General features: G+C 61.7%; 10 protein-coding genes and 1 pseudogene. 3 read left to right on the top strand and 8 right to left on the bottom strand.

Features of this window, described 5'->3' with window-relative positions; genetic code table 11:
- The first annotated feature begins 9 nt into the window (after nucleotides 1-9).
- On the top strand, nucleotides 10-834 hold the full coding sequence (locus BM374_RS27345) for an autoinducer binding domain-containing protein (RefSeq protein ID WP_177248559.1): 825 nt from the start codon (nucleotides 10-12) through the stop codon (nucleotides 832-834).
- A gap of 6 nt (nucleotides 835-840) precedes the next feature.
- Here BM374_RS27345 and BM374_RS27350 read toward each other — a convergent pair.
- Nucleotides 841-1,292: pseudogene (locus BM374_RS27350) on the bottom strand (GDP-mannose 4,6-dehydratase); the annotation flags it as partial.
- A 322-nt stretch (nucleotides 1,293-1,614) separates the two neighbouring features.
- Between BM374_RS27350 and BM374_RS27355 the strand changes: the two are divergent.
- Nucleotides 1,615-2,484, top strand: a complete 870-nt coding sequence (locus BM374_RS27355) for an alpha/beta hydrolase family protein (protein WP_092299505.1) — start codon at nucleotides 1,615-1,617, stop codon at nucleotides 2,482-2,484.
- Here the strand turns inward: BM374_RS27355 and BM374_RS27360 are convergent.
- From BM374_RS27360 to BM374_RS27380, 5 genes are all read right to left on the bottom strand, one after another.
- Nucleotides 2,429-3,409: an alpha/beta hydrolase family protein gene (locus tag BM374_RS27360; RefSeq protein ID WP_244552708.1), complete on the bottom strand. Its 981-nt coding sequence runs from the start codon at nucleotides 3,407-3,409 to the stop codon at nucleotides 2,429-2,431. The two genes, BM374_RS27355 and BM374_RS27360, sit on opposite strands and share 56 nt — an antisense overlap.
- 162 nt (nucleotides 3,410-3,571) lie before the next feature.
- Nucleotides 3,572-4,531, bottom strand: a complete 960-nt coding sequence (locus tag BM374_RS27365) for an ABC transporter permease (protein ID WP_092299508.1) — start codon at nucleotides 4,529-4,531, stop codon at nucleotides 3,572-3,574.
- Nucleotides 4,528-5,640 carry an ABC transporter permease gene (locus BM374_RS27370; RefSeq protein ID WP_092299511.1) on the bottom strand — a complete coding sequence of 371 codons (1,113 nt, stop codon included), beginning with the start codon at nucleotides 5,638-5,640 and terminating at the stop codon, nucleotides 4,528-4,530. Before BM374_RS27370 ends, BM374_RS27365 begins: the two co-directional genes overlap by 4 nt.
- Nucleotides 5,633-7,180: a sugar ABC transporter ATP-binding protein gene (locus BM374_RS27375; RefSeq protein WP_092299515.1), complete on the bottom strand. Its 1,548-nt coding sequence runs from the start codon at nucleotides 7,178-7,180 to the stop codon at nucleotides 5,633-5,635. Before BM374_RS27375 ends, BM374_RS27370 begins: the two co-directional genes overlap by 8 nt.
- A 55-nt stretch (nucleotides 7,181-7,235) precedes the next feature.
- Nucleotides 7,236-8,366 carry a sugar ABC transporter substrate-binding protein gene (locus tag BM374_RS27380; RefSeq protein WP_092299518.1) on the bottom strand — a complete coding sequence of 377 codons (1,131 nt, stop codon included), beginning with the start codon at nucleotides 8,364-8,366 and terminating at the stop codon, nucleotides 7,236-7,238.
- Nucleotides 8,367-8,674: 308 nt separating this feature from the next.
- Between BM374_RS27380 and BM374_RS27385 the strand changes: the two genes are divergently transcribed.
- On the top strand, nucleotides 8,675-9,985 hold the full coding sequence (locus BM374_RS27385; protein WP_092299521.1) for an ABC transporter substrate-binding protein: 1,311 nt from the start codon (nucleotides 8,675-8,677) through the stop codon (nucleotides 9,983-9,985).
- Between the two features lie 222 nt (nucleotides 9,986-10,207).
- Here BM374_RS27385 and BM374_RS27390 read toward each other — a convergent pair whose 3' ends face one another.
- Both BM374_RS27390 and BM374_RS27395 read right to left on the bottom strand, forming a co-directional pair.
- Nucleotides 10,208-11,377: a Gfo/Idh/MocA family protein gene (locus BM374_RS27390; RefSeq protein ID WP_092299524.1), complete on the bottom strand. Its 1,170-nt coding sequence runs from the start codon at nucleotides 11,375-11,377 to the stop codon at nucleotides 10,208-10,210.
- A gap of 43 nt (nucleotides 11,378-11,420) precedes the next feature.
- Nucleotides 11,421-11,735 (bottom strand): septal ring lytic transglycosylase RlpA family protein, encoded by a 315-nt coding sequence (locus BM374_RS27395; protein ID WP_092299911.1) that lies wholly within the window; start codon nucleotides 11,733-11,735, stop codon nucleotides 11,421-11,423.
- Between the last annotated feature and the right edge of the window lie 19 nt (nucleotides 11,736-11,754).

Here is an 11,754-nt window from a genome sequence, read left to right on the forward strand (position 1 = left end):
GGGAAGATGATGGGATCGATTCAGGATTTGAAATTAGGAATTTTCCTAAGGTTTGACCGGATGGGCGTTCTTGAAGACGATTTGAACGCAATCGAAGCTTGCGCTTCGACAGCTGAGATTCGCCAAGTGTTTCAACGGATTATTGAAGATTACGGCTTCTGTTCGTTCGGTTTCATGGACGCATCGCATCCCTGGGAGGACGAGCCGCTCCTGGTTTCGACACACGTGCCAGCCTGGATCGACACCTATAGGGCTGAGAACTTTATCAGCACCGATCCCTGCTTGGCGGTGGCCCGACGGACAAACCTACCCTTTCATTGGGGAAGCGTGCCGCTACCGCCGGTCACAGGCAAGCGCAAGCCGGGCGCCGTTAAGACCATGGAGGCTGTACGCGATTTCGGAATCAATCAAGGACTTACCATTCCGGTTCACTACAATGACGCGCTCGGCCGCCGCTACAGCAGTGTCTGCGCGCTGTTCTGGAAGGATCCCGTCCAAAAGTTCTTTGCAAATCTCAGATATAACGGCGTACAGCTGCATGTCATTCTGATCTATCTAGCTCAGAAAGTTATCGACCTTTACGCCGTCGAGACCATGGGTTCGAAGCGCACCGATTATTTCGCCGAGCTGCGGACATCGCCTCTGACGGATCGAGAAAAAGAGGTGCTCAAGTGGGCCGGAATGGGAAAGACCTCGGATGAGACCGCCATGATATTGAGCGTAAGTCGCAAGACCGTGGAGGCTCATATCAAGAGCGCGATGCTCAAGCTCGGCGCTAACAACAAGACCCAGGCAACGGTCCAAGCGGTCTACCGTGGTCTCATCAACATCTGACATGCTGGCTACTTTGATTTCGAGTTTATACTGAAGGTGATAGTCGAAGAATAGCGTCTCGGCGCAGCACTTGCCCTCGTCGTAGCAACTGCGGACGCCGATCGGGTTGACCATGCCCCAATAGCCTTCGTGCTGCGGATGAACCTCGGGATCGCCATACACCTCGGACGTTGAGGCCTGCAGGATCCGCGCTCCGACCCTCCTGGCGGGGCCGAGCAAGTTGATTGCACCGTGGACGCTGGTCTTTGTCGTCTGAATCGGATCGTGCTGGTACTGAATGGGGCTCGCCGGGGATGCGAAATTGTAATCTGGCCCGCCTCTACATAGAGCGGGGAAGTCACGTCGTGTCGCATCACCTCGAAGGCGGGATCGCCGATCAGTGGGGCGATGTTGCGCTTCGAACCGGTGAAGAAATTGTCAACGCAAAGAACCTGGCGGCTGCCCTTGTCACGGCGCAAGGGACAGCTACGACTACCGTCCGGGACGTGGTGGGCGCTCTAATGTACCAAGCGCGGCCAACCGCCACTATTTCGTCCAAACATCATGGCCCGTTTGCCACCAGCATTCTGTAACGCGAAGATGGCTGGGCAAAGATGCAAATGAAAGTCAGAGCCAATGAAGGCCAGATTGGCCTGACTTGGTTATCGGCTGGAATACTGTTTATCAGCCTTGTTTCCATGTCCGCGGCGCAGACGTCACGTCCGTTTCCAGCGCCATCCCATTTGGCCAAAACAGTTATCGAGCAAGACGTCGCCATCGACGTAGGGCACGACAAAATCATTGACGCTTTCTCTCCCCGCAACAGGGACGACTTTTCCAGCTGTCCTTATCCTCCACGGCTTTGCACCTGAACGTGATGGCATACCCGTAAGAGCGACGCAGGAAGGCATGTTCTCAAGGCCAGCCAGGCAGTGGGCGGAGCAAGGCTATGCGACCCTTCGCATCAGCACCCGAGGCTCAGGCGGCTCGGGTGGCAGCTATGAAAACATGACTATCGAAGGTCGCATTGAAGAGGCGATGGCAGCAGTCGCGTGGCTGGCAAGTCAATCCAATATCGATCCACATAAGATCGGAATTCTTGGCTATAATCAGGGCGCCATCGTCGCGACCGCAACTGCGGGTCGCATGCATGACACACCAACCATCAAGTCGATCGCGCTTTGGCTGCCCATCATCAATCCCCTATTTTATTACGGCAATCGATCCGGCGTTTCGCAATTGGCGGATGGGTTGAATGCCAATCATGGCGGGCTTGTTCCTCTTACAACCAAGTCAAAAACGTCTCGCCCTTTGAAGACGGGCTTTTACAGAGACATCTGGACCATCAGCCCCGCAGCAGAGCTGCGTTCATTTGACGGCAGCATGCTCGTGGCGATAGGAACGAAGGAAGCAGAGGATGTGCCGAAGGCCTCTGCCGAAGCTCTCTGCGCTACCATCATGGCCCGCATCAACTCGTTTCATTTCCCACTGACCAAGGGATCGGAGTGTTCGAGGGCAGCGAAACGTTGGACGAGCTTGCGGCTCGGACACTGGAATGGTTCAAGAAGCAACTTTGAGCACGGCAACGCTTTGAGGCGGCGGCAGCAGCTTCGGGCTAGTTTGATATGCGATCTGACTGCATCGGCATCGCGCGCAAGGTTTGCAGCATGACGTCAGTCGCCATCCCGGTCGCGCACATTCCTTCCGCCGCTTGGCCAAAATCAACGAGGCTATGATACGTCGGTCCCCGGGCCTTCGTGAGCGGGACCAGCCAGGCAGCATGTCCATGCGATTTCAGCCCATTGAAGTACAGTTCCTGCGTAGAAAACGGGATGTTGGAATCACGCGGGTCTGAGATCAAGAATATCCTGCGCGCCGGTTGATCCGGTATCTGATTCAAGGAATCATAAGGGTCAAAAAAGACTTCGGTCTTCAAACGGTTGACCCATCTCCTCGCCCTCAATCGCGCGCGATACGCTGCGGCCGAAGAAGAAAGAACGACGCACTGAAGATCCTTGCGCTGAGCAAGCAACTCTGCCGCAAGCGTTCCACCTCCACTATGCCCTCCAAGCACCCAGCGGCCAATATGGTAGCGCGACTTCAAGGCATCGATTGCAGAGGCCATCAGCTTCGCTTCCAGTGGCGTATGCCTGATATCGTAATGCTTGCCTGCACTTCCATATGTCCCCGGCCTGGCCAGGAAAACGAACGGCACGCCGTATCGTCCGAATTGCCCTTGTGATTGCTCGATCATCGCTGCAACACCGAGTCCTGCCTGATGGCGAACGCCTTTGGGCCCGCCCATCACGTCACCCGGCATCCAGGCTACTGCCAGTGGATTTGGTCCGTCTGCCTTCAATCCTGCGGCGTAATATCTAAGGCAATATCCTTCGCTCTCGACGCTGACCCAGACCGCGGTTTGCCGCGCCTCCATCTCTTTGCAGACCTCAGGCGAAATCTGCGTTCCATTAATGACTTTAACCGGATCGAACACCCCATCGTCTGGCCGGGACTGGGCTAAAGCTTCCGACGACATCAGGAAGGAATTTGCAATCACAATCAAAGATATGAGGGTCGGGCTTCCAGCGAATTTCACTTGGCACTCCAGAGATGCAACAGCGCTTGCCTCGTGACGCCCCTCTGAAGGCGTCGTCGGCAAGATTTGGCAGCCTCAATTACATCTGGAAAGCGGCAGAGTCGGGACCAGAGCGCGGAGGGCAGCGAACGGATCGTGACTTCGGGTTGACGAGTCGACGTCCTAGCTCGTGACCCGCTCTCCACGTCCGTACACCAGCAACATGAAGATGATGACGAGGCCGTAGATCACCTGGCGGCCGGCCTCGGGCATGTCCATGATCGACAGCACGCTGTTGAGCAGCACGATCAGCACGACACCGATCAGCGTGCCGAGATAGCGGCCGCGGCCACCGAGGATGTTGGTGCCGCCGATCACGACCGCCGCGATCGACGGCAGCAGGTAGGCATCGCCCATGCCCTGGTAGGCCTTGGTGGAATAGCCTGCGAGCAGCACGCCGGCGAGCGCTGCTGCGACACCGCACAAGACGAAGCAGATCACCGTGATGCGGCGGGTGTCGACGCCTGCGAGATACGCGGCTGCCTCCTTGTTGCCGATGGCATAGACGTAGCGGCCGAGTGCCGTGCGCTGGAGAATGATCGTGACCAGCACCGACACCGCGGCCCAGACGAACAGGGCGTTGGGGATGCCGAGCGTGCGGTCGCCGGCAAGCGTCCGCATCAGATCGGTGGCAGCGGTCTGCGGGGCATAACCGCCGGTATGCGCGACCATCAGCCCACGCATCACCGCGTTGACGCCGAGGGTGAAGATCATCGATGGCACACGCAAGTAAGCAACGCCAATGCCGTTGATGAGACCGACCAGGAGCCCAATGCCGAGCCCGACGGGAATTGCGAACGGCCCGCCGATCGAGGTCGCCATCATGGCGGCGGCGGCGAGCGTCCAGGGCACCGACAGGTCGATCTGGGCGATCAGGATCACCATCATCATCCCGGCGGCGACGATGCCGAGGAAGGCGCCGATCTGAAGCTGCTGCAGCAGATAGGTCGGCGACAACAGCGGCGCGCTGCCGAAGCGGGCAAACGTATAGACCGTGCCGGCGACGAGGATGACGAGGATGAACAAGGCCGCGATCAGGATCGGGCGGTCGTCGCGCGAGAGACTGAGGGAGGCCGAACTCATCGAAACAGCTCCAGCGTATTCTTGACGCGCAGCACGCCGAGCGCGCCGATACTGACTGCCGCCAGCAGGATCAGCCCCTCGAACAGCGGCTGCAACAGCGGCGCGATATCGAAGATCCGGAAGAAGAACGAGATGACGCGCAGCACCATGGCGCCGAAGATCGAGCCGATCGCGCTGCCGGTGCCCCCTAGCAGGGACGTGCCGCCGATGACGACAGAGGCAATCGAATTCAGCGTATAGGCTCCGGCCTGCGGGATGTCGGCATTGCCTGAGGAGGTCTGGATGGCGAGGAACAGGCCGCCGCAGCCGGCAAAGAAGCCGGCAAGCGTGAAGGCCGCGATCTTGGCGCGGTCGATGGGCAGGCCGGACATATAGGCGGCACCCTCGGCCGAGCCGACTGCATATACGGCGCGGCCGAGCACGGAGCGGCGGAACGGCACCCAGACCACGAGCGCGATCAGGATCAGCAGCACGAACGGCACCGGAATCCAGGCCACCGGCGCAAACCAGCTTGCTGCGCCATCGTCGAAGATGTGGACGGTCGCGGCAAAATCGCCGAGCGAGTTGGTCATCGCCCAGTTGAGGTCCTCGTCGATCTTGCCGCCCGGCGTCGGTCGCAGGAACAGCGCGATGCCGATATAGACCGCGCCGGTCGCAAGCGTCGCGATGATCGGCTGGATGCGTCCGTAGACGACGATGCAGCCGTTGATGAAGCCGGCCAGCGTGCCGGTCGCAAGACACACGACGATCCCGAGCAGGATGCCGCTCACCCCGCCGGGAAAAGTGCCGAGGCCGAGTTGCAGGCCGAAGATATCGAGATGCAGCGGCGTGCCATCCGCAGCCCCCGTGAGCAGATAGCTCGCGAAACATCCCACCATGGTCATGACGGCGCCCACGGAGAGGTCCAGGCCCGACGCCAGCACCGGCACGGTCTGGGCCATCGCCAGCATGGCAAGCGCAAAGATCTCGTCGCCGTTCTGCACCAGAACCGCCGACGAGAAGCCCCTGGGGTGAGCGAAATTATAGAGCAGATAAAGCACGGTGAATAATAGAACGGCGGTGACGATGCCGATGTTCTGGCGGACCCTGATGGCGATATCGTCAAGCATGGGCCGCTCCGGCAGCGTCCGGCGTCGCCGCGTCGATGTTCAGCGCACTCGCGATGATGTTGGTCTCGGTGAGCTCGTCGCCTTCGAGCTCGCGCACGATCCGCCCGTCATACATGATCGCCACGCGGTCGCAGCAGCCGATGAGCTCGTCATAGTCGGTCGAGTAGAACAGGATGGCCGCGCCCTGGTCGGCGAGCTCGCGCATCAGCCGATAGAGCTCCTGCTTGGTGCCGACGTCGATGCCGCGCGTGGGATCGTTGAGCAGGATGATACGCGGATCGGTCATCAGCCATTTGGCGAGCACGACCTTCTGCTGGTTGCCGCCGGAGAGCGTGGACACCGCATCGCCCGGCGCGCCGATCTTGATCTGGAGCCGCGCGATGGCGCGCTTGATCGCCTCGTTCTCGCGGGCGCGGTCGACCAGAGGCCCCCTCGAGATCGCATCGAGCGAGGCGATCACCAGATTGTCCGCGATCGACATCGGCAGCATCAGGCCTTCGGTCTTGCGATCTTCCGGCACGAGCGCGATGCCGACCGACTTTGCCGCCGCCGGTGAACCCGGATGCACCTCACGGCCTTCGACCGTGACCTGCCCGGAGACGCCACGTAGCACGCCGAACAACGCCAGCAGCAGGGATTTCTGCCCCTGGCCATCGAGCCCGCCGAGGCCGACGATCTCGCCGGCGCCGACGCGCAGCGAGATGCGGTCGAGGCGCTTGTCCCAGCTCAGGTTCTCGATATCGAGCATCGGCTTTGGCGCTTCCCGCGCGGGCTTGGGCGGATACTGGGCGGCGATGTCACGCCCGATCATGAGCTGAACGATATCGGCGGTCGAGCGCCTGCCCTTGTCGAAGGTCTCGATATGGCGGCCGTTGCGAAACACGGAGGCGCGGTCGGCGAGCGCCTCGACCTCGTGCATCCGGTGCGAGATGTAGAGAATGGCAACGCCCTCGGCCTTGAGCCGCGCCAGCATCGCGTACACCTTCTCGACGTCGGCACTGGTGAGAGCCGATGTGGCTTCGTCGAGGATCAGGAGCTGCGGCTTCTTGCCGAGCGCCTTGGCGATCTCAACCACCTGCCGGCGCGACAGCGGCAGGTCGCGCACACGCATCAAGGGGTTGACGTCCTCGCAACCGATCTCGGCAAGGAGCTGCTCGGCGCGGCGGCGCTGTGCCCGCGCGTCGATGAGGCCGAAGCGACGCGGCGGTGAGGCGATCGAGATGTTGTCCGCGACCGAGAGGTCGGGCATCAGCGACAGCTCCTGGAAGATGCAGACGACGCCGGCTGCATTGGCCGCCGACGGCGTCGCGAAGCTCACCTCGGATCCGCCGAGCCGCATGGTGCCGCTATCGGGCTGGACGACGCCGGCGATGATCTTGATCAGGGTCGACTTGCCGGCGCCGTTCTCGCCGAGCACCGCGTGGATCTTGCCGCGCTCGCAGGCGAAGTCGACGCCTTCGAGCGCGCGGACGCCGGCATAGCGCTTGGAGATTCCGGATAGCGTGAGGAAGGCGGACTGGGTCAGGGCGGCATCCGTCATGGCGGGACTCACGCAGCGGCGGCCCGGCAAAGGCCGGGCCGCAATCGTAACATCCTCACTGCGTATTCTTTTCGCTCTGCGACATGATTTCCGGCGCCGTGAAGTTGACGCCGCAGGGCGTGAACTGGTTCGGCGCGAAGAAGTTCGCATTAAGCTCCGGCCAGTAGTTCACACCAGGCTTCAGGTCCTTGTAGGTCGCAACCGGGATCGGGATCGAGATGAGCTGAGGCATGATATTGCCTTGCAGCGCGGAGATCGCCGCCTTGGTGGCAATGGCGACCAGCGCCGGAGACTGGCCGTAGGACATGCCCTTGAGCCCGTCCTTGGCGTGATCGGCGATCTGCTTGCGGTACTCGTTCTCGCCTTCGCCCGACATCGGCACGAAGGGGTGCTTCGCCGCCATCAAAGCCTGGACCGTGCCATCGGAGCCACCTTGCGTGAAGATGCCGTCGAAATGACCGTGCACCGCGAGCGCGTCCGCCGTCACCTTCTGCGAGGTGCCGGTGTCCCAATTGCCGACCACTTCAGTGATCTTGAAGCTGTTGCCGGGTGCTTCCATCACCTCGCGGAAGCCGAGATGACGGTCACGGTCGACCGAGTTGCCCGGCAGGCCGCGGACCTCGAGGATGTCGCCGCTCTTCTTGCCGCCTTCATCGATGAGCCACTTCGCCGACATGCGGCCCATCTCCTTCTGGTCCTCGTTGACCATCATCACCTTGTCGGTGTCGAGGACGTTGTCGAAGGGGACGACGACCACATTGTTCTTGTCGGCGAGGCGGATGATGCGATCGAAGCCGTCAGGCGCCACTGCGATGGTGACGATGGCGTCAAAGCCTTGATTGATGAAGTCCTCCATCGCCCCGAGTTGCGCTGCAACATCGGTGCCGGTCGAGACGACCTTGAACTCCTTGATATTCTCCTTGATGCCCGGCTGCGTGGCGAAGGCCTTTGCGGTCTTCACCATCTGGATGCGCCAGGTATTGCCGACGAAGCCGTTGACGAGCGCGATCTTGTAGGGGCCGGGCTTCTTGGGCCACTGGAAGAACTTGGTTTGCGACGACCATGGCTTGAAGCAAGCGGGATCGGCGCCCGGGCCGGACACGACCTTCGGCCCTGCCAAGGCACCGACCGGAGACAGCAGCAGGCCGACGCAAACCAGCCCCGCAAAACGAAGCGTCCACTCCATATCTCTTCTCCCTGAGCTCTTGTGTTCCACCCTTAACGTGGCGCGAAGGCCAAGCCGGGAATTGAGCTTCCCGTGCAATTTGCCCGGCTAGGATGGCACGCGGCCTCGGATGCGCACAAGCCGAATGCCGGATGCCTGATCGGCGCAGCGCAAAAAGAATGATACTCAGGGAAAAATGCCGACGCGATCCTGGTCGCGCTGGATGTCCGAATGGTGGTGCGGCGCATGTTGACTTTCGGGCACGCTCTCCAAATACTCGCGGAAAAATAAAGACCAGTCGCATACGACTGACCGGAGGGAGGGATAGGATGCCGACTTCACGCAGGCAGCTGCTGAAGGGTACGGCGGCTGCCGCCGCCACTCTCAGCCTCGATTGGACCCGGGCCCAGGCGCAAGCCGAGAATTTGCGCATCGGGCTGATCTACGATCTCACCGGACCATTCGCCGCGGGCGGCTCGGTCGCCTCCTCGGTCGGCGCGCAGATCGCCATCGATCTCGTCAATGAGAAGGGCGGCATCGGCGGCAAGACCAGGATCGTGCCCGTCTCCGCGGACTCCCAGAGCAAGGCCGACGTTGCCATCAACGAGGCCGAGCGGCTGATCAACCAGGAAAAGATCGACATCATCAACGGCGTCTATTCGAGCGCGCATGCGGTGCCGATGGCAGCCAAGGTCGAGCAGCAGAAGAAGATCCTCTGGATCACCACGGCGGTCTCGACCGCCGTGTTCAAGGACAAGAACCTGCAATATGTGTTTCGCGCGCAGATCCACTCCGACCAGTACGGCCAGGCGTTCGCCGGCTTTCTCGCCGAGCACGCCAAGGCCAAGCTCGGCACGGAGCCCAAGGACGTCAAGGTCGCGCTGATCCACGAGGACGGGCCCTATGGCGTCGGCGTGGCCGCGGCCGACGAGGCCTATGCCAAGGAGGCCGGCATCCAGGTCGTGCTGAAGGAGGGCTATTCGGCCTCGGCGCCCGATCTCTCGGTGCTCGTGACCAAGCTCAAGCGAGCCAAGGTCGACGTGATCTCGCACGCGGGCTACAACCCCGACATCACGCTGTTCCTGCGCCAGGCGCGCGAGAGCGGCCTGCGGTTCAAGATGCTGTTCGGCGCAGGCGCCGGCTACAGCCAGCTCGACAAGCTGCGCGCGACTTTCGGCGCCGACATCGACAATTTCTGCAACATCGATCCGGTGCCGGCACAACTGCTCGATCCGTCGAAGCTCGCGCCGGGGATGGGCGATCTGATCAACGCGATGGTCACGCGCTACAAGGCCAAGACCGGCGCCACCGACGTACCCCCACATTGCTCGATGGGCTTCAACCAGACCTGGGTGCTGCTCAACAACGTGCTGCCGGTGGCCAAGGAGAAGTACGGCAGCTTCGAGCCGGACGCCATCCGCAAGGCCGCTCTCGACGTCGACATTCCCGCGGGCGGCACCATTCAAGGCTACGGCGTGAAGTTCTTCCCGCCGGGCACGCCGCTGTCCGGTCAGAACGAGCGCTCGACACCGGTGGTGATGCAGAACGCCGGCGAGCACATCTCCGTGGTGTGGCCGACCAACATCCGCACGCAGGATCCGGTGTTTCCGCTGCCGAAGGGATCGACCTACGGGGCCTAGCTGTTGCTGGCCGCGACGACGGTGCACCCTCTCCCCTTGTGGGAGAGGGTGGTTTCGCGGAGCGAAGCCGGGTGAGGGGTTCTATCCGCGAATCCAACTCTCAGCGAGCTTGCGGAGCGAACCCCTCATCCGGCGCTTCGCGCCACCTTCTCCCACAAGGGGAGAAGGGTTAGCAGCGTGCCGGCGGCTAATCTAGCTGTTCCGCCGCGGTGACGATCTCGCCTACAGCACCACCCTCCGCCCCTCCTCCGCCGCCCAATATCCCGCGTAGTTTACCTTGATCGTCTCGTAGGCGAGTGCGAGGTCCGATAATGGTTGCCGTCCGCTGGCGGCGCATTCCATGAAGTCCTGGATCTCCTGGAGATAGCCGCGCGTCCATTCCTCCTCGAGGCAGACATATTGCCATCCGGTTTTGCGGTCGACCTTCTCGGTGATGTAGACCGAGGCGAGCTTTTCCTCGGAGGTTTGGTAGCTCATCAGATGATTGTTCCGGGTGATATTGGCGAACAGCGAGCCGCCGCTCGTATAGGTCTCGATCAGATTGCGCACGCCGCCCATGATCATGTCGCCGGAGAACACGGTGGCTTTGGTGCCGTCGGAGAAGGTCGCAGTCAGCGTGCCCCAATCCTCGACATCATCAGGCTTGGCCTTGATATAGGTGCGCTCCTCCGGCTTGAGACTGGCGGTGACGTTGCCGACATCGCCGGTGACGCTGGCGACGTGGATTTGCTCCCCTCGCGCGCGCGCCTCGACCTGCTTGAGATAGAGCACGGCCGAGAGCGGATGGCAGCCCATCCGGATCAGTGAACCACCACCGGTCATCGCCCATTGCGCGGCATGGGGCGCATGCGAGCCGGAATGGCTCTCCTCGCCCTTCATGAACAGGATCTTGTCTTTCGTTGCCTTGAGGATCTCCGCGGTCTTGGTCACCGCGGGCGCGTAGATCCAGTCCTCGGCATACATGAAGAGTTTGCCGGTGCGCTCGATTGCGGCGCGGGTGGCGTCCATCTCTTCGAGCAGGCGTTCGTACATCAGCGCCTTCGGCACGTGCTTGCCGATCGGCTGCCTGTCGCCGTCACGGCCGAAATAGCCGGCAAAGGGCTTTTCACAGATGACGTGCTTGCCGGCCTGCATGGCTGCGACGATCATCTCGGCATGAAGATTGGGCGGGGTGCAGATGTCGACGACATCCAGCCCGCCGTCGGCGATCAGTTCAGCGAAGCTGCGATAGACGCGCGGGATACCATGGCGGGCGGCGAACTCGACCACACGGTCGCCGCGCGCGGCAACGGCCGCGACCTCGACGTCCACGCCGTAGACGCGCCGGAACGCATACATATGCAGCTCCGACACGAAGCCGCAGCCGACGAGTCCGACCCTGATCCTGGCCATGGCGCCCCCTTGCTTGCAGCGGCACTATAGCGCGAGGAGAGAGCTATTCCACCGAGACCCGCACCACGCCGGCACTCATCATGCCGAGCGCACGGGCGGCGGGCACGGAGAGATCGACGATTCGGCCACGGATGAACGGACCGCGATCGTTGACGCGGCATTGGATCGAGCGTCCGCCGTAGGACACTTTGAGAACACTGCCGAACGGTCGCGTCCGGTGGGCGCACGTCATCTCGCCGCCTTTGCCGGCTTTCCCGTAACCGTAATATGAAGCAAGTCCGCTTTCCGCGTGGGCGACAGAAAATGCAGCAAGCGAGAATGTGGTCAAACAAAATAACAACGTCGGCTGTGCTTGCACGGTACCGCTCCCCGGTTGG

The organism is Bradyrhizobium sp. Ghvi (assembly GCF_900115265.1).
In the GTDB taxonomy this organism is placed as follows: domain Bacteria; phylum Pseudomonadota; class Alphaproteobacteria; order Rhizobiales; family Xanthobacteraceae; genus Bradyrhizobium.